Consider the following 16,817-nt stretch of genomic DNA (forward strand, 5'->3'; position numbering starts at 1 on the left):
GGCGGCGGCGCCTTTCTCGCGGTCCCTTTCCCTACCACCTTTCAGCGGCTCGAACCCCGGGCCATCAGGCCCGGGGGTGGCGGAGTCGGAGCTCGCGGAAGAACGCGATGATGTCGTCGGCGAGCAGGGCGGGTTCCTCGTGGGAGGCGAAGTGTCCGCCGCGGGGCATGCGCGTGTGGCGCGTGAGCCGGTAGGCGCGCTCGGCCCAGCTTCGTGGCGGTCGGGAGAGGTCCGCGGGGAACTGGGCGAGCGCGGTGGGGACCTCCACCCGCCGTACTCGTCGGGTCAGGTGGTGCGCGTACTCGTAGTACGGGCGGAAGGACGTGGAGATGGTGCCGGTGAACCAGTAGAGGGACGCCTGGGTGAGGACGAAGTCGTCGGTGAAGCGGGTGGACAGATCGCCTCCGCAGTCGCTCCATACGCGGTATTTCTCCAGGATCCAGGAGAGCAGTCCGGCGGGTGAGTCGTTCAGGGCGGGGGCGAGGGTGAGAGGGCGGGTGTTCTGCTGGTGCATGTAGCCGCCCTCCTCCGCCTGCCAGGCCGCGGCGGAGGCGAGGTACGTCTGCTCCTCCGAGGACAACGAGGCTGGGTCATGGTCGGCCGGGGCTGCGACGGCGAGCAGGTGGATGCCGACGAGGGCCTCGGGGTGCGCTTCGGCGAGCCGAGAGGTGGTGCCGGCGCCCAGGTCGCCGCCGTGGGCCGCGTAGCGGGGGAAGCCGAGGTGGTCGTGCATCAGCCGGTGCCAGAGGTCGTGGGTCTGCTCGGTGCCGTCGAGGGTGGGCCGCTGGGGGGAGAAGGCGAAGCCTGGCAGTGAGGGGACGATGACGGTGAAGGCGTCCCGGGCGTCGCCTCCGTGGCGGGAGGGGGCGGCCAGGCGTTCGGCGAGGGCGGTGAGTTCCAGGACGGTGCTCGGCCAGCCGTGGGTGAGCACGATCGGCAGGGCGTCGGGGTGCTCGCCGTCGTATCGGAGGTAGTGCACCGGCGTGCCGTCGATGTCGGCGAAGTGAGACGGCAGGGCGTTGACGGCGGCTTCGTGGGCCCGCCAGTCGTAGCCCGAGGCCCAGTACGCGACGAGGCGGCGGAGTTCGGCGGCGGCGGTACCCGCCTCCCAGCCGTCGACGGGCCAGGGCTTGGCCCACCGGGTCGCGCGCAGTCGGGCGCGGAGGTCCTCCAGGTCGGCGTCACTGACGCTGATGACGGGGGTGGCGGTCGGCACGGTGTTCTCCTCGGTGCGTGTGTTCAGGTGGTTGTGGCGGCTGGGGTGTCGGCCGTTTCCCCGCGCGTGGCCCGTGGGGCGGCACGAGCGGCGCCGGCGAGGACGAGCGGGGTGGCCATGACGGCGGCGATCACCAGCAGGGCCGGAGCGAGGCCGGTCCGGTCGGCGAGGGCCCCGATCAGCGGCGGGCCGCAGACGAAGCCGGCGTAGCCAATCGAAGTGATCACCCCGACCCGGGCGGCCGCGTGGGCGGGATCGTCCGAGCCGGCGCTCAGGCTGAGGGGGAAGCCGAGGGCGGCGCCCGCTCCCCACAGCAGTGCGCCGGCGAAGCCTGTCCACAGGCGTGGCCCGGCCGCGAACAGAGTGACACCGAGACAGGCGGCACAGGCAGCCGAACGCAGTGCGCCGGGCCTGCCCACGCGGTCGACGATCAGCGGTCCGAGCCAGCGGCCCAGGGTGACGGCCGTGAGGAAGGCGGCGTAGGCGAGGGTGCCGACGGCTGCCGTGGTGTGGTGGCGGTCGATGACGGCGAGGCTGATCCAGTTGCTCCCCGCTCCTTCCGCCAGTGCGAAGGCGAGGGCGACGAGGCCGAGGCGCACCGTGCCCGGGTGGCGCCAGGCGTGTGCGCCGGGCCCACGCGCCTTGCCTCGCGAAGACGGTGCCGTGGGAGCGGGCCGGGGGAGGAAGTGCCGGACGGCCGCCGGTGTCACCGGGGCGACGAGTAGGGCCACCGCGCCGATGTGCAGGCTCACCGGAACGCTCAGCATCGTCATCAGTGCGCCGAGGCAGGCGCCCGCCACAGTGCCGACGCTGAATCCCGCGAAGAAGCGGGGCATCAGGGCCCGGCCGAGCCGTCGTTCGAGGGCCGCCGCGTGCACGCTCACCGCGACGTCCCAGAAGCCGGTGGCGGTGCCCAGCACGAAGAGTCCGGCCAGGAGCAGGGGCGGCCAGAGCGCGAAACCGGACGCCACCGCCCCGAGGCCGGCACCTACCGCGACGGCCACCGCGGTGACGGCCCGGCGCGGCCCGATCCGAGCGACGAAGGGGCCGGCCAGAGGCAGGGCCACCAGGCCGCCGACCGCAAGGAGCAGGAGCAGAAGACCGACAGAAGCGGCGTCAAGGTTCATGCGCTCCTGGATCTGCGGCAGGCGGGACACCCATGTCGCCCCAGCGAGGCCCAGGAGGGCGAAGACCAGGTGGGTCGACCGGACGGCGTTCGTCGTCTCACGGGCACACGGGCTCGCGGTGCGGGTGTTCACCTGCCCGGGCCGAGCGTCTGCATGATGGCTGCCCTGATCTCCTCACGGGGTTCCCGCTCCGTGGACAGCAGCGTGTGCATGATCATTCCTTCCAGAAGGGCGTCGAGGCGGGCGGCGGCCTCGGGCCCGGTGAAGCGGGCCAGAACCGCCCGGCTGGACCTGGTCCACTCCTGGGTCAGTGCGCGCAGCGCGGGATCGCGCAACGCGGCCAGGTGCAATTCGAAGCCGAGGACCGCGCTGCGGTGCCGGGACGGCCCTCCCCGCACCTGCTCCACCAGGACTTCGATCAGGTCCTCGCGCGAGGTCACCTCGGCGAAGAGCGCCTCGTACTCGGTGCTCCGCTGCTCGACGTACCGGGCGAACGCCCGCGTGCACAGTTCGGTCAGGCTCGCGAAGTGATATGTGACGGAGCCCAGCGGTACGTCCGCCCGGGCGGCCACCTTGCGGTGCGTGATCCCGGCGACCCCGTCCTCGGCGAGCACGTCCAGCGCGGCGTCGAGTACGTGCTCCCTGCGCCGTGGATCGTGGCGGCGGGTGCGTCGCCCCTCGCCGTCCGCTGTCTCCTGCCCTTCTGATGTTTCCTTCTCGCGCATAAGAACAAAAGTACACTGCGTAAGGAACGAATGTTCTTATCGTGTCGCTTGTCCGCGGGCGGACGACGGATCAGGCGGCGGTGAAGCCGCCGTCCGCGGCGAGTACGGCGCCCATGACGAAGGCGGACCGTGGGGAGACCAGGAAGCACAGGACTTCCGCGATCTCGCGGGGCTGCGCCACCCTGCCCAGGGGGTGGACGTCCGCGAAGGATGCGAGATAGGCGCGGCTGTCGGGGCGGAAGGTGTCGAGGAAGTCGGTCTCGACAACGCCTGCGGCGACGAGGTTCGCGCGGATGCCCAGGGGGCCGCCCTCCAGTGCCAGCGCCTTGGTCATGGGCGAGAGCCCCCTTCGATGCGCTGTAGGCGACCCCTTCGGGCAGGCCGACCGTGGACGCGTACGAACCGGTGCTGACGATGGCGCCGCCGCCGGGCTCCTCCATGGCCCGGAAGGCTTCGCGGGCGAAGAGGAAGGCACCGCGGGCGTTGACGTCCATCACGCTGTCCCAGTCCCGTGCGGTGGTGTGCGTGACGGGCTTGTTCAGGCTGTGTCCGGCGTTGTTGACCAGGATGTCCAGTCCGCCGAAGGCGTCGACGGCGGCAACTACCGCGCGGGTGGCGGTTTCTTCCGCGGTGACGTCGCCGGTCACGGTCACGACCCCGGGCAACTCTTCCGACAGCACGGCGAGTTCGGGACGTGTTTCGAGGGCGACGACGTGTGCGCCGCGGGTGTGGAGGAGAGACGCGGTCTCCTTGCCGATACCGCGTGCGGCGCCGGTGACGAGGGCCGCCTTCCCGGCGAACTCGGCGGCTCCGGTGGACGGGGTCGTGGATATCATTCGGGTGTTCCCTGGTGGGGTCGGGTCGGGTGTCCGTGGGCGGTCACGGACGGCTTCGTGGCCGAAAGAGGGGCCGTCGTCAGTGGTCCCGGCTGTCGGGCCGGTGCCGGATGAGGAGCGCGGCGCCCAGGCCGACGAGCAAGGTGGCGACGATGACGCCGGTACCGAGGCCGTAGCCCGCCAGGGGGTCATCCCGGTTCGTCTGCTGTCCGGCTTCGACGACCGCGGTGACGAGGGCGAGGACGACGGCACCGCCGATCTGCATGAAGGTGTTGAGCAGGGCTCCCGCCAGCCCTTGGTCACGGTCCGGCACCCCGGTCACGGCGCTCATGTTCAGCGCGGGGAAGGTTGCCGCGGTACCGATCCCGTTGACGACCATGACGGGCAGGGCCACGGTGAGGAAGGAGCTGTGGGGGCCGATCCGGAAGAACAGCGCGTAGGACAGCGCGAGGAGCAGCATCCCGGCGGCGTGAACACCGACTACTACACCCGGCTGGAGCAGGGCCGCGAGCGCCATCCCTCGCCACAGGTGCTGGACGCGCTCAGCCGTGCCCTCCTGCTCGACAGGGACGCCCGCGACCACCTGCACCGCCTGGCCGGAGTGTCACCGGACGGCCAAGGCTCCCTCCACACCACCGAGCACGTCGGTCCCGCGCTGCGTCAGCTGATGGACGGCTACCCGCACACCCCGGCGTTCGTGATGAGCCGCACCCTCGACCTCCTGGCCGCCAACGCCCTGGCCGACGCGCTCTACGTCCCCTTCACTCCCGCGGACAACCTGGCCCGCATGACCTTCCTCGACCCGGCCGGACGGGAGTTCTACCAAGACTGGGATCGGGCCGCCCAGGCCGCCGTCGCCAACCTGCGCCAGGCGAGCGGCTTCGACCCCGAGCACCCACGTCTGCGAGACCTGGTGGGCACACTGACCGAACACAGTGCCGCATTCCGGTGGCTGTGGGCGCAGCACACCGTGCGCGGAAAGACCCAGGACGCCAAGCAACTTCTCCACCCGGATGTCGGCCCTCTCTCCCTCACCTACCAGTCTTTCGACGTCCGGGACGCCCCGGGCCAGCAACTCGTCATCTATCACGCCGAACCGGGCAGCCCCTCCGCGCAGGCCCTGACCCTTCTCGGCTCCCTTTACGCCGACGGCAGGCGGAACCCGTCCCGTTCCGCCGGACAGTGAGACCCGTGGCGCGCCCCCGAACAGGAGGGTCCGTGCTCGCGGGTGTCTTCGGGCCGGATCAGCCGCTCGGCCGCCCCGCAGACAGCTCAGGCTGATGCGAAACCAGATGTCAGGCAGGCCAACAACTGGCCGGGCGCGTCTTCCTGGAGGAGGTGGCTGGCGTCATCGATCCAGTGCAGTTCGGCGTGCGGAACGCGTTCGTGCAGCCACTCGGAGTGCTCCGGAGGGAGAATGCGGTCCTCGCGGCCCCAGAGGATCCGCACCGGAATCGACACACCGCCCAGCAGGTGCTCGTACGCGGCCGTGTCCGCCTGCCTGATCTGGCTGTATTGACGGTAGAACGCCGGCTTCCCTGCCTCCCCCGCCACGGTGCGAGGAACGCGTCGAGGATTCCCGGCCGGAAGCCCGCGTGCGTGGCGTGCCGCAGGTGACTGGCGACCAGCGCTTCGTGGGCGTAGTCCGGAAGCTTGCGGAAGACTTCCTCGTGCTCCAGGAAGAGCCGGAACAGTCCCCGCTCCCACTCGCCGCCGCTCACCGCATCGAAGAGGGTCAGGTCCCGGTAGTTCCTTTCCTCCAGCAGCAGGGTCCGCAGCGCTACCGCCCCGCCGATGTCGTGAGCCATGACGCTGGGGCGGGACAGTCCCCAGTGGTCGAGGAGCTGAGCGAAGTTCCTTGAGTGAGCCGCGAGGCTCAGGTCCTGGCCCTCGTGCTGCTCGGACTGGCCGAAGCCGAGGTGGTCGAAGAAGTAGACCGTGCGGGTACGGGCGAGCGCGGGAGCGATGTCCCGCCACAGGAAGGAGGAGTACGGCGTGCCGTGCACCAGTACGAGTGGGTCTCCGCTGCCCAAGGTCCCCCACCGCACCACCCCTCCGGGTCACATCGGGGCAGCAGCCAAGTCTTGGGGAGGTCACCCGTCGCGGGCCGGCGGCGGCGCCTTGGTGCTACCGGGCGAGAGGGGCGCTTACGGTCTTGCCGCCGGCCGTCCGGCGGGTCACCGCGGTGGCGCGGGCGAGGCGGTTGACCATGGGCCAACCGAAACCCCCGGTGCCGCCGTCCAGGTCGGGGGTGCGCATGCGCGGGGCCTGCGGGCTGTGGTCACGCACGGACACCTCGATGCTGTCGGTGTGCGCGGTCAGGTCCAGGGTGCAGGTGCCGCCGCCGCGGTGCAGGGCGTTGTGGGTGTCCCGGCTGGAGCGGGGCCGCCGCGTGCCCCAACAGTGATCGAGGTCGACTATCTCTCTGACTAGCGTACGAAAATCTATGTCGGCTGGAGTAGACATTGGGTGGTGGTGTGGTTATGGTTTCTCTCGTAGCCCAGAGAGACCGCGGGGCCTGGTAGACACGAACTGCCGGGCAGCAGTACACGCAGTTGCAGTTTGCAGGACGGTGCGGTGGTGGAGTTTCGAAGCCAGGGTTGTTGCAGGACGGCGACGGGACTGACGACCGGACCGGGTGGCCCGCAGTGATCAGGGGCCGCCGTGAGCAGTACCGCAGTGGCAGTACCCGTAAGTGCAGGTCGAAGTACCCAGCAGTGAAGTCAGTGAGCAGCACCTCGGTGAAGGCGTCGGCTGCGGACGCGCGCACCGGGAGGTTCGGCAGTGGGGTTCTAAGCCAGAGCAGACGCAGGACGGGCGACGGGGCTGGCTGCCGAAGAGTGGCGCTGTCACAGGCCACAGAGCAGTACGCAGGAGAGCAGTACCAGCGGTAGGTAAGTGATTGATCCCAGAGGGAAGAAACGGAGGAGTCGAGCGCCATCAGGATCGCCCGGGTGGAAGTCTTGAGCCCGGGTACCGCAGGACATCGATAGTGAGGTGGTCTCCGGTCAAGCAACCGCGATCCCCGCACTCCCGACAACTTCCAGGTCGGGTCAGCGGACACAGAAGGCCGGCGCAGTATCAGGGTCGGCAGATGGTGTAGCAATTCCTTCGGGGCCCGGGTGCCATACGGCATCCGGGCCCCTCCACGCGTTCGACAGAGAGGTGCAAATGACAGCAGACGACTCGTTCGGCCGTCTCGACGACGACGACTACCCCGCCTACACCATGGGCCGGGCCGCCGAGATGCTCGGCACCACCCAGAGCTTCCTCCGCGCCATCGGCGAAGCCCGCCTCATCACCCCACTCCGATCCGCGGGCGGCCACCGCCGCTACTCCCGCTACCAGCTGCGCATCGCCGCACGCGCCCGGGAACTCGTCGACCAAGGGACCCCCATCGAGGCCGCCTGCCGCATCGTCATCCTCGAAGACCAGCTCGCAGAAGCCCAACGCATCAACGCCGAACACCGCCGCACCGCCGAATCTGAGAACCCGACGACCGCGGGCTGAGGTGGTGCGTGTCCGCCGGTACCGCACACCTGTCGGGAGTGTGGCGCGTCATGTAGTGACAGGCCGTGCGGACGCGTGGCTTCTGTGCCAACTGCCTTGACCAGGAAGTTCCCTTCGCTCACACCTTCGTCGTGGGCCTTCTGCTGTGGCGGAGGGGCCAGGGTGGCCGCCTTCGTCTGCCGCATGTCGTAGGACGCATTCATCGACAGGAGGGCGTGAGGCAACGGCCGCGGGAACTGTGAAGTGGTTTAACGCGCAGAGGGGCTGCGGCTTCATCGCCCGGACAGTGGCGGCTCGGACGTGTTCGCCCACCGTAGGGCGATCAGCCCGCGGGCATACGTGAGTTCCAGGAAGGCCAGGCCGTGACGTTCGACGTCAACCGGGGCCAGAAGAGGCCCCGGGCCGAGACATCGCCCCCTTCAGTCTCAGTCGACGGTGGTGGGATCTGGGGCACTTGTGAGAGCGCCGCGCAGCAGCAGCGCTGCGCAGCGCTGATCTGCGCCGGGGCCGGCGTACGGGCCGACGGGGGTGATGTTGCAGGGCGGTGCCACCCGCAATAATCGCGCCTTCCGAGCCGCAAACAGCGACCGCTCTTTCCGGAAAGCTGCATCTTGGCTGGGCCAATATCTATGACCGCGAGACGAGAGTTTAATGCGCCGCGCAGACAGTGTGTTTGCTGTAACGAACAGAGCGGAATTGTTAACCGTACACAGGTCACTACCGCATGCTACTGTCGCTCCTAGTTGCAGTCGTGGTTCCCAAAAACTTCAACGCTTCCGCCGGACTTTTCGGCCGCGGGAAGCGTTTTGTATTTCCGGTCATTTTCCGGGCGGGGCATCATCGCGGCGACCCGGTATCCGTGGATTGCGGGTCTCGGCGTACTGCCCCACAAGGAGATATGACATGGCGTCTGGCACTGTGAAGTGGTTCAACGCGGCCAAGGGTTTCGGCTTCATCGAGCAGGACGGTGGCGGCGCTGACGTGTTCGCCCACTTCTCGAACATCGCGGCTGAGGGCTTCCGTGAGCTGCTCGAAGGTCAGAAGGTCACCTTCGACATCGCGCCGGGCCAGAAGGGCCCGATGGCTGAGAACATCGTTCCCGCCTGACGCTGACGCGCACTCCGTAGCTGGTGGGGCCCGCATCCCTCGGGGTGCGGGCCGGGCCCCAGCCACGGTCATTCCCCGGGGCTTCCCCTGTGCGGCAACGACGCCTGGGGACCTTTTTCCAAGAATGCGGGCCTCTTTAAAGATGTGCCCGTAGCCGTCCGGGATTTAACGTCCGCATGACGTTACCCGTTTCATTGCCTGCATTTGCGCCGGAGTCACCGCAGGCCAGATGGCTTTCGCATTTCGTTCGGCCCGTTCTTGTGATTCCCCGCGCTGTTCCTGTGCTGCGAGAATTCCTTGATACGTGCCGTATCAAGGAAGGTTCTGAATGAACCCCTCACGTACGAACAACCGCTCCTCCCGCGCCCGCAGCCGGACCGGCGGTCCCGCTGTTGGCTCCGGCGCCGGTTCGCCCCAGGGTAGCCGCTTCGGCTCGCCCGCCCCGCGCCGTTCCGGAGGGCCGAGCCGCATCGGCGGCCAGGGTCAGGGTCGGCGGCCCGCGGCGGCCCAGGGCGAGTTCGCCCTGCCCGAGACGATCACTCCAGCGCTGCCCGCCGTCGAGGCGTTCGCCGACCTCGACATGCCCGAGCGGCTGCTGGCCTCGCTCACCGCACAAGGCATGAGTGTCCCGTTCCCGATCCAGGGTGCGACCCTGCCCAACACCCTCGCGGGCCGCGACGTCCTCGGTCGCGGGCGCACCGGCTCAGGCAAGACTCTCGCCTTCGGCCTGGCCCTGCTGGCCCGCACCGCCGGACAGCGCGCCGAGCCCTGCCAGCCGCTGGCTCTGATCCTCGTGCCGACGCGTGAGCTGGCGCAGCAGGTGACCGACGCGCTCACCCCCTACGCCCGCTCGGTGAGGCTGCGCCTGGCCACCGTCGTCGGCGGAATGCCGATCGGCAGGCAGGTCAACGCACTGCGCGGTGGCGCCGAAGTCGTCGTCGCGACGCCGGGCCGCCTCAAGGACCTCATCGACCGGGGTGACTGCCGGCTGAACCAGGTCGCGATCACCGTCCTCGACGAGGCCGACCAGATGGCCGACATGGGCTTCATGCCCCAGGTCACCGCACTCCTGGACCAGGTCCGCCCCGAGGGCCAGCGGATGCTGTTCTCCGCCACCCTCGACCGCAACGTCGACCTCCTGGTCCGCCGCTACCTCACCGACCCGGTGGTCCACTCCGTCGACCCGTCCGCAGGCGCGGTCACCACGATGGAGCACCACGTCCTGCACGTCCACGGCGCCGACAAGCACCGGACGACGACGGAGATCGCGGCGCGCGAAGGCCGGGTGATCATGTTCCTGGACACCAAGCACGCCGGCTGACCAAGGACCTGCTGAACAGCGGGGTACGGGCCGCCGCCCTGCACGGCGGGAAGTCGCAGCCGCAGCGCACCCGGACCCTGTCCCAGTTCAAGACCGGGCACGTCACCGTGCTCGTCGCGACGAACGTCGCGGCGCGCGGTATCCACGTCGACAACCTCGACCTCGTCGTCAACGTCGACCCGCCGACCGACCACAAGGACTACCTCCACCGCGGCGGCCGCACCGCGCGGGCCGGCGAGTCCGGCAGCGTCGTCACCCTGGTCACCCCGAACCAGCGCCGCGACATGACCCGCCTCATGACGGCCGCCGGCATCGTGCCCCAGACCACCCAGGTCCGCTCCGGGGAAGAGGCACTCAGCCGTATTACCGGCGCCCAGACCCCCTCCGGCAGTCCCGTGACGATCACCGCGCCGGTGGCCGAGCGGCGTCCGCGCAGCCGCAGCGCGGCCTCCCGCGGCCGACGCAGCCCCGCTTCGGCGGCCCGGCGCGTGACCGTACGGCAGTCCTCCTTCGACGCGGCGGCCTAGAACGTTCATGATCAGGAAGCTGACCCACTTCTGCAGGAGGCACATTTTGACGCTGGTTCAGATGCAAGGCCGCCCGGAGGGCGCCACTCCCGTGCACAGGACGGTGGTTGAGGTCATGGACGCGGCCGGGCCGCAGGTTTGTGACGACATGAGCGTCGAGGTGGCGCTGGCCGTCATGGCCGCCGCCGGCACGGCCCGGCTGGTCGTCTGCGACCAGGACGGCCAGTGCACCGGCCTGGTCACCCAGACCGAACTGGCCGCCGTTTGTGACAGCTCCGCTTACACGGACCGTGTCCGCCTGCGCGACATCCTCGGCGACCACGGCGCGTTCACCTCACCCGTGACCACTGTGGCCGAAGCCGAGCACGCGATGCACTACCTCCGTCCCGGTGCCCTGCCGGTGGTCGAGGAGCAAGGCAGCGCCCTGGGCATCCTCGCCCTCTCCCGCTGAACCGCCTCACCCTGGTCGGACCGTTTTCCCCCTTCTCCCTGTGAGGCCACATGCGCTGCGTCATCGCCCGCTTCCCCTTCGAGCTCACCAAGAGCGGCGTGCTGGAATCGATGAAGGGCATCAAGCCCGAACCGGGCACCGGCGAATCCGTGACCATCGGCCGCCGTCACTACCCCGTCAAGCAAGTCGGCCAGGTCGTCACCCGCCAGGACCGCCGTGACTTCAGCGCCGCCGAAGTCCTCCGGGCCATGACTCAGCTCGGCTTCACCTGCCGCACCCTCCCCACGGCCGCACCCGTGCGCATCCTCAGCTCGCTCCAGCGAGCTTCCGCGATGCTCGGCGCCCCCGTATCCGTCTGACCGACGGAACAGGCACGAGCCGACACCTGAACGGCAGTGGGCCCGACCGGCGCGCCGGTCGGGCCCACACTGCGTGCGACGGGTTCCCGCCGCACTGGTTGCTCAGTGGTCGGAATAGCTGAAGTCGCCCACGGTCCAGGCGCTGACGTCCTCGATCGCGACCCGGTACATCCCGCCCGTCTCCGGGATGCCCACCGTGCCCTGCAGGATCCGGGCGACATGGAAGTGCAGATGCGTGGGCGGCCCGTCCTTTTTCGTGGGGGCGTCGAAGATGGAGGAGAACTCTCCCAGGCGGTCGGAGTCCGTCAGCACCTCCGACACCCTCAGCCTCCACACAGCTTCGGGAGCCAGCCGACCGGTGATGACAGCACCACCGGTGACTACGGTCAGGGACATCTGATTGCTCTGCCCGGACTCCACCAGGGCGGCGACGTCAATGAGCAGCTCGTCAGGCTTCGACATGAGGCAGATTATATTCACCGGCCATCCGGCTGCTTGAGCGGTGGCGCTACCAGGCAAGATGCGCGCTCACGGTCTTGCCGCCGGAGGCCCGGCGGGTGACCGCGGTGGCGCGGGCGAGTCGGTTGACCATGGGCCAGCCGAAGCCCCCGGTGCCGCCGTTCAGGTCAGGGTGCGCATGCGCGGCGCATGCCGGCTGGGGTCGTGGACGGCCACCTCGATGGTGTCGGGGTGCGCGGTCAGTTCCAATGTGCAGGTGCCCCCGTCGTGGCGGCAGGGCGTTGGTGACGAGCTCGGACACGACCAGGACCACGGTGTCCGCGGCATCAGGGGCCACGGCCGGCTGCCGCAAGCCTTCGAGGAAGGCCCGAGCCGCATCACGCGCGTCGGCAACGGCTCCCGTGGAACGGGCGCTTGTGGCATTGACGGTCATCATGTTCATCAGGGTCACCCTGGTCCGTGGATCGTCCATGCCCGGCCTTCGCTTACCCGACCCTCGTGCCCCGCCCCTCCACCCGCCAACCCGGCAGAGCCACAGTGCTTGCCGAAGCGGACTGAGGACCACAGTCGACGCTTGGCCGCACGCTGCCGTGCGCCCGTGTCACGATGCCGGCCCACGGCCTGCCCGAGTCGTGGGCTCGCGCCGATTCGAGCAGGCGACCCATCCACGGCGATGCCACCGGCCGGGCGAGCACGAGAGTGACCGCGGGACAGTAAACAGATCCTCGACAAGGCACTGACGCGGCAGCAGGAGCGCCAGTCTGCGGATCGCGGCACCTGCACGCACGCTTCCACGATCTGCTCGATCATCGGGCCGGGATCGTCGAGGGCGGCGCAGTCCTTGTGCCACGCCCGTCAACGGCAGACCGTGGGGTGATACGGCCGGAAACGTCCGTCCCCGGTCGGTGTGTCAGTCACTGCCCAGTGTTGGCCGGTGCCCGCCGACGGTAGCCGCGCGCAGTCGGCGACGTCACGCTCAGCCCGACGTGCTGCGCGGCTGTGGGTCACTCCGGGCGCCGGACTGGGCTTCGGAGCTGCTTGAACCATCCATAGGCCGGTCGACGCGGATTACCTCATCTTCGAGTGCGCGGAAATCTATGCCCGCTGGAGTAGACATTGGGTGGTGGTGTGGTTAGGGTTTCTCTCGTAGCCGAGATCAGCAAGGCCCGGCAGAGACGAACTGGCGGGCAGTGGTCCACGCAGTTGCAGTTCGCAGGACGGTGCGGTGGTGGAGTTCCGAAGCCAGGGCTGTTGGTGACGGGGCTGACGGCCGGACCGGGTGGCCCGAAGTAATCAGGGGCCGCCGTGAGCAGTAGCGCAGTAGTAGTTCAGTAAGTGCAGTTCGCAGTACCAGCAGTGCAGTTGTTGGTAGTTCCTCGGTAAAGGCGTCGGCTGCGGGCGCGCGTGCCGGGAGGTTCGGCAGTGGGGTTCTAAGCCAGAGCAGACGCAGGACGGGCGACGGGGCTGGCTGTCGAAGAGTGGCGCTGTCACAGGCCACAGAGCAGTACGCAAGAGCAGTACCAGCAATAGGTAAGCAGTTGATCCCAGAGGGAAGAACGGAGGAGCCAGGCGCCATCAGGATCGCCCGGGCGGAAGGCTTGAGCCCGGGTACCGCAGGACATCGATAGTGAGGTGGTCTCCGGTCAAGCAACCGCGATCCCCGCACACGCTCCCATCCCCCGTGAGCTGGTGCGGAACAAGAAGGCCGGCGCAGTATCAGGGCTGGCAGATGGTGTAGCAGTTCCTTCGGGGCCCTGGTGCCAATGGCACCAGGGCCCCTCCACGCGTTCCACAGAGAGGTGCAATGACTGCAGACGACTCGTACGGCCGTCTCGACGACGACGACTACCCCGCCTACACCATGGGCCGGGCCGCCGAGATGCTCGGCACCACGCAGGGCTTCCTCCGCGCCATCGGCGAAGCCCGTCTCATCACCCCGCTCCGATCCGCGGGCGGCCACCGCCGCTACTCCCGCTACCAGCTGCGCATCGCCGCACGCGCCCGGGAACTCGTCGACCACGGGACCCCCATCGAGGCCGCCTGTCGCATCGTGATCCTCGAAGACCAGCTCGAAGAAGCCCAGCGCATCAACGCCGAACACCGCCGCACCGCCGAATCAGCGAACCCAACAACCGCGGCCTGAGACGGCTGAGACCTGGGAGCTTCGCGGCTGCCACCCACGCGTGCTGCCCGGGACGCAATGCGTTCCGGGCAACTTCGTCCTCTGCGGTCCCGGGGCCGAGAGTGAGAACCGGGCCTCGATCCCCGCGAGTCCTTGTCGTCGACGACGTGATCGGGCCTGACGCGCGGGCGCTCAGTCAAGGACCGCGAGGTGGTCGGCGGCACCTCCGTGCCACTCGATCATGAAGAGGGTGGCGTCGTCGCTGGTGCGCCCACGCCGTTCCCACTTCAGCGTGTGGGAGAGCCGGCGCAGATCCGCCCGCAGCCCTTGCGGAGGCTCCTCCCCCAGGCGGTTCACGCAGCGGATGAGGCGTTCCTCGCCGAACTGCTCCCCGCCGTTGACGTGTTCCTCGATGATGCCGTCGGTGTAGCACAGCACCCGGTCGCCTTGCTGAAGCGTGTGCTCTCTGATCCGGGGCTCCTCACCACCGAAGCCGACGGGCAGCGTCGTAGCGCTCTCCAGCTGCTGCACGACCCTGCCGTCGCGGATCAGCAGCGGCGCGGGGTGGCCCGCGATGACCAGTGCCATCTCACCGGTGGCGATGTTCACATGCATCAGCTGCGCCGTGACGAAGTGGTCGGGACCGAACTGTCGCGAGATGGCATCGTCCATGGCCGCGTACTTCTCGGCCAGGCTGACAAAAGCCCGCCGGGCATGACGGTAGGCGCCGATGGCCACGGTCGCCATCGTGGCGGCGTCCAGGCCGTGGCCCATCGCGTCGATCACAGCCGCGTGCAGGGTGTTGCCGTTGAGGGCGTAGTCGAAGCTGTCGCCGGCGACGCGGTAGGCGGGCTCCAGGATGCCGGCCACCTCGATCTGCGGCACGGACATCGACGTCGGCGGGGGATGTAGGGTCCGCGATCTCGCGAGCACTGCGTCCTGTGGAAAGGCCGAAATCCGGGCACAGTGAGCAATGATGGCGTTGGTGGATCCCGGTGACGACGCGTCACCATCAGTCTGGAGGCGGCTGGGCCTGGACCGACGGGGCTGGCGGGTGGGCAGGCGGCCACGATGTGGTCGAACTGTACCTGTGGTCGGTACTCATGACAGCCCGTCGACCACCGCCTGGTCATCCTGATCGATAACCATGTCTGTGAGCCCGTACGGCACGAACACCACGGAGGAGTAGGGGCTTCGCGTTGCTGGGCGACTGCCTGGACTGCGCCGGCTGGTGATCAGCCCAGGCTGGGGGGCGGGCCAGTCCGAGGTCGTAGGCGAGGACCACGGCCTGGATCCGGTCCCTGGCGTCGACTTTCGCCAGGACTCGTCCGGCGTGTTTCTTCACCGTGGACTCGGACAACACGAGCCCTTCTGCGATCTCGCTGTTGGTCCAGCCCTTGCCGATGGCGACCAGGATTTCTCGTTCGCGGTGGGTGAGGGAGCCCAGCCGGGAATCCCCGTCGGCTGTCCGGTCGTCCGGGCGCCCGGTCAGTTGGTCTACCAGTCCATGGGGTCGGGCTGCCTACCGAAGTGCCCGCAGATACGCCGCTGCCGCCTGGTCATCCTGGCGACGGTGTGCTCGGCCATCCGATCGTGGTCGTTCGGCCTGATCCACAGTTGGCCGAACCGCAGGATCACCGACTTGCAGACGTTGCCGCCGTTGTTGGGCGCCACGCCTTACCACAGGCTCCAAGGGAAGATCGCCGCGTCGCCTGCCCTGGCCAGCAGTTGCCTGGTGCAGCTGCGCACGACGTCCTGCGGAAACGTCACACGCCATGCTCTGGACCGTACGGAGCAGCCTGGGCATGCGGCCCCGAAAGATCACAAGAGACCGACATCGGCAATTACGGTCCGGAGTCACTGCACAGCCAAGCTCGGATTTGCGCATTCACTGCGTATCAAGCGTCGACAGTGCGCATCGAGCCCCGGATCCTACAGGGGAGGTGTAGGTTCTCGCGACTTGCGGCAGAGAGCATCGCGCTGACCAGTTGTTCTCCGGACCGTCTCACGCGGCGGACGGGTGCTTTTGTCTCAGGATGGTGGCGCTTTCCTAGCCTGGGCAGAGGACTGCGATCCGCATGGCATGTCCGGGCAGATAGGCGACGTAAGTCCTTTCCCGGTCCAGTGGTTGCTCGCCTCCGGCTCGGTCGCCATGGCCGCTGCGGGCCCCGTCATTACCGCGCTCCTCGCCGACCTCACCGATAGCCGCGCCTGATTTCAAGCACCGCTCGGCTCCCCGGCGCTCCGGCCTCGCAACACCGGCGACGCCGCGGCAACAGCGCGTACGGGGTGCCGGGAGTTTGGATTCGGCGCCCCCGTTCCCGCAGTCATGGCTGCGGGAACGGGCATGCCGCGTTCAGGCATGGGGCAGGAGCCCATCCACCCCGGCTTTCAGCCCCACTGCATCCGCCAGAGGCGGGTTCGCGCCGGGGACTGAGCAGGTCAGGGCGGCGACGCGAGCGGCGAAGGAGCAGGCGTCGGTCAGGTCTTCGAGGCTCAGTGCGTCGAGTCGGCCGCCGAGGTGGCCGAGGGCGTTGAGCCGGTGGAGCAGGCCAGCGGTGAAGGAGTCCCCGGCGCCGACGGTGTCGACGACGTCGATGGCCGGGGCCGCGACGGTGACGCGGAGACCGTCGAGGGAGGCGAGGGCGCCCCGTCCGCCCAAGGTGATGACGACGAGGCGCGCGCCGGCGGCGTGCCAGGTGTCGCACGCCTCCTCGGCGCCAGCACCGGGCAGGAGCAGCGCGAGGTCGTCCTCGCTGAGGCGAAGGATGTCGGCGAGGGCGCACCAGTGGGGGAGCCGTTCGCGGTAGGCGGCGGGGGGTACGAGCAGGGGGCGGACGTTGGGGTCGATGGACACGGTGACGTGCTCGCGTGCCTGGGCGAGGTGGTCCTCGATGCGGGTGCCGCCGGGTTGGCGTATGAGTGCCAGGGAGCCCGTGTGCAGGCAGGCCGCGTCGTCCTGCTGGGTGGCGGCGAGTTCGTCGGTGGTCCACTGCCAGTCGGCGGCGCTGTCGGCGTAGAAGGTGTAGGTGGCCTGCAATGCCGGTGAGTTAGCGC

General features: G+C 69.0%; 15 protein-coding genes and 7 pseudogenes. 9 read left to right on the forward strand and 13 right to left on the reverse strand.

Features of this window, described 5'->3' with window-relative positions:
• Positions 1 to 64: 64 nt before the first annotated feature.
• From OHA03_RS27590 to OHA03_RS27610, 5 genes and pseudogenes are all read right to left on the reverse strand, one after another.
• Positions 65 to 1,216 carry an epoxide hydrolase family protein gene (locus tag OHA03_RS27590; RefSeq protein WP_267006437.1) on the reverse strand — a complete coding sequence of 384 codons (1,152 nt, stop codon included), beginning with the start codon at positions 1,214 to 1,216 and terminating at the stop codon, positions 65 to 67.
• Between the two features lie 23 nt (positions 1,217 to 1,239).
• Positions 1,240 to 2,475, reverse strand: a complete 1,236-nt coding sequence (locus OHA03_RS27595; protein ID WP_267006438.1) for an MFS transporter — start codon at positions 2,473 to 2,475, stop codon at positions 1,240 to 1,242.
• A complete protein-coding gene (locus tag OHA03_RS27600; protein ID WP_267006439.1) occupies positions 2,472 to 3,068 on the reverse strand; it encodes a TetR/AcrR family transcriptional regulator in 597 nt (198 codons plus the stop codon). Before OHA03_RS27600 ends, OHA03_RS27595 begins: the two co-directional genes overlap by 4 nt.
• A 70-nt stretch (positions 3,069 to 3,138) precedes the next feature.
• Positions 3,139 to 3,904, reverse strand: a pseudogene (locus OHA03_RS27605) (SDR family NAD(P)-dependent oxidoreductase).
• 79 nt (positions 3,905 to 3,983) lie between these two features.
• The gene (locus tag OHA03_RS27610; protein WP_267006440.1) at positions 3,984 to 4,364 is read right to left on the reverse strand and encodes a hypothetical protein; all 381 of its coding nucleotides are present in this window, start codon (positions 4,362 to 4,364) and stop codon (positions 3,984 to 3,986) included.
• On the opposite strand from OHA03_RS27610, the gene OHA03_RS27615 reads away from it, so the two are divergent.
• On the forward strand, positions 4,314 to 5,090 hold the full coding sequence (locus tag OHA03_RS27615) for a helix-turn-helix transcriptional regulator (RefSeq protein ID WP_267006441.1): 777 nt from the start codon (positions 4,314 to 4,316) through the stop codon (positions 5,088 to 5,090). The two genes, OHA03_RS27610 and OHA03_RS27615, sit on opposite strands and share 51 nt — an antisense overlap.
• 109 nt (positions 5,091 to 5,199) lie before the next feature.
• Here the strand turns inward: OHA03_RS27615 and OHA03_RS27620 are convergent, their stop codons facing one another.
• Complete coding sequence (locus OHA03_RS27620; protein WP_323181253.1) at positions 5,200 to 5,937, reverse strand: alpha/beta fold hydrolase; 738 nt, start codon at positions 5,935 to 5,937, stop codon at positions 5,200 to 5,202.
• Positions 5,938 to 6,031: 94 nt separating this feature from the next.
• Positions 6,032 to 6,370, reverse strand: a complete 339-nt coding sequence (locus OHA03_RS27625) for an ATP-binding protein (protein ID WP_267006442.1) — start codon at positions 6,368 to 6,370, stop codon at positions 6,032 to 6,034.
• A gap of 705 nt (positions 6,371 to 7,075) precedes the next feature.
• On the opposite strand from OHA03_RS27625, the gene OHA03_RS27630 reads away from it, so the two are divergent.
• From OHA03_RS27630 to OHA03_RS27655, 6 genes and pseudogenes are all read left to right on the forward strand, one after another.
• Positions 7,076 to 7,414, forward strand: coding sequence for a MerR family transcriptional regulator (locus OHA03_RS27630; RefSeq protein ID WP_267006443.1), 339 nt, complete (start codon positions 7,076 to 7,078; stop codon positions 7,412 to 7,414).
• A gap of 238 nt (positions 7,415 to 7,652) precedes the next feature.
• A pseudogene (locus tag OHA03_RS27635) lies at positions 7,653 to 7,836 on the forward strand (cold-shock protein); the annotation flags it as partial.
• A gap of 481 nt (positions 7,837 to 8,317) precedes the next feature.
• On the forward strand, positions 8,318 to 8,521 hold the full coding sequence (locus tag OHA03_RS27640; RefSeq protein WP_267006444.1) for a cold-shock protein: 204 nt from the start codon (positions 8,318 to 8,320) through the stop codon (positions 8,519 to 8,521).
• A gap of 328 nt (positions 8,522 to 8,849) precedes the next feature.
• Positions 8,850 to 10,369, forward strand: a pseudogene (locus OHA03_RS27645) (DEAD/DEAH box helicase).
• Positions 10,370 to 10,415: 46 nt separating this feature from the next.
• Complete coding sequence (locus tag OHA03_RS27650; RefSeq protein ID WP_267006445.1) at positions 10,416 to 10,820, forward strand: CBS domain-containing protein; 405 nt, start codon at positions 10,416 to 10,418, stop codon at positions 10,818 to 10,820.
• Positions 10,821 to 10,870: 50 nt separating this feature from the next.
• Positions 10,871 to 11,179 (forward strand): SCO5918 family protein, encoded by a 309-nt coding sequence (locus tag OHA03_RS27655; protein WP_267006446.1) that lies wholly within the window; start codon positions 10,871 to 10,873, stop codon positions 11,177 to 11,179.
• A gap of 102 nt (positions 11,180 to 11,281) precedes the next feature.
• Here OHA03_RS27655 and OHA03_RS27660 read toward each other — a convergent pair whose 3' ends face one another.
• Positions 11,282 to 11,641 carry a hypothetical protein gene (locus OHA03_RS27660; RefSeq protein ID WP_266980624.1) on the reverse strand — a complete coding sequence of 120 codons (360 nt, stop codon included), beginning with the start codon at positions 11,639 to 11,641 and terminating at the stop codon, positions 11,282 to 11,284.
• Between the two features lie 46 nt (positions 11,642 to 11,687).
• Positions 11,688 to 12,080: pseudogene (locus OHA03_RS27665) on the reverse strand (ATP-binding protein).
• 1,362 nt (positions 12,081 to 13,442) lie between these two features.
• On the opposite strand from OHA03_RS27665, the gene OHA03_RS27670 reads away from it, so the two are divergent.
• Positions 13,443 to 13,781, forward strand: a complete 339-nt coding sequence (locus OHA03_RS27670) for a MerR family transcriptional regulator (protein WP_267006447.1) — start codon at positions 13,443 to 13,445, stop codon at positions 13,779 to 13,781.
• Positions 13,782 to 13,952: 171 nt separating this feature from the next.
• On the opposite strand, the pseudogene OHA03_RS27675 reads toward OHA03_RS27670, so the two are convergent.
• The 3 genes and pseudogenes from OHA03_RS27675 to OHA03_RS27685 form a co-directional block, all read right to left on the reverse strand.
• Positions 13,953 to 14,663: pseudogene (locus tag OHA03_RS27675) on the reverse strand (PP2C family protein-serine/threonine phosphatase); the annotation flags it as partial.
• A gap of 340 nt (positions 14,664 to 15,003) precedes the next feature.
• Positions 15,004 to 15,216 (reverse strand): annotated as a pseudogene (locus tag OHA03_RS27680) (response regulator transcription factor); the annotation flags it as partial.
• 41 nt (positions 15,217 to 15,257) lie between these two features.
• Positions 15,258 to 15,434, reverse strand: a complete 177-nt coding sequence (locus OHA03_RS27685; protein ID WP_267006448.1) for a hypothetical protein — start codon at positions 15,432 to 15,434, stop codon at positions 15,258 to 15,260.
• A 409-nt stretch (positions 15,435 to 15,843) separates the two neighbouring features.
• Here OHA03_RS27685 and OHA03_RS27690 point away from each other — a divergent pair, with 409 nt between their 5' ends.
• Positions 15,844 to 15,975: a hypothetical protein gene (locus OHA03_RS27690; protein ID WP_267006449.1), complete on the forward strand. Its 132-nt coding sequence runs from the start codon at positions 15,844 to 15,846 to the stop codon at positions 15,973 to 15,975.
• 141 nt (positions 15,976 to 16,116) lie between these two features.
• Here the strand turns inward: OHA03_RS27690 and OHA03_RS27695 are convergent.
• Positions 16,117 to 16,797: pseudogene (locus OHA03_RS27695) on the reverse strand (PfkB family carbohydrate kinase); the annotation flags it as partial.
• Positions 16,798 to 16,817: the final 20 nt, after the last annotated feature.

Source organism: Streptomyces sp. NBC_00154 (assembly GCF_026342835.1).
Taxonomy (GTDB): Bacteria; Actinomycetota; Actinomycetes; order Streptomycetales; family Streptomycetaceae; genus Streptomyces.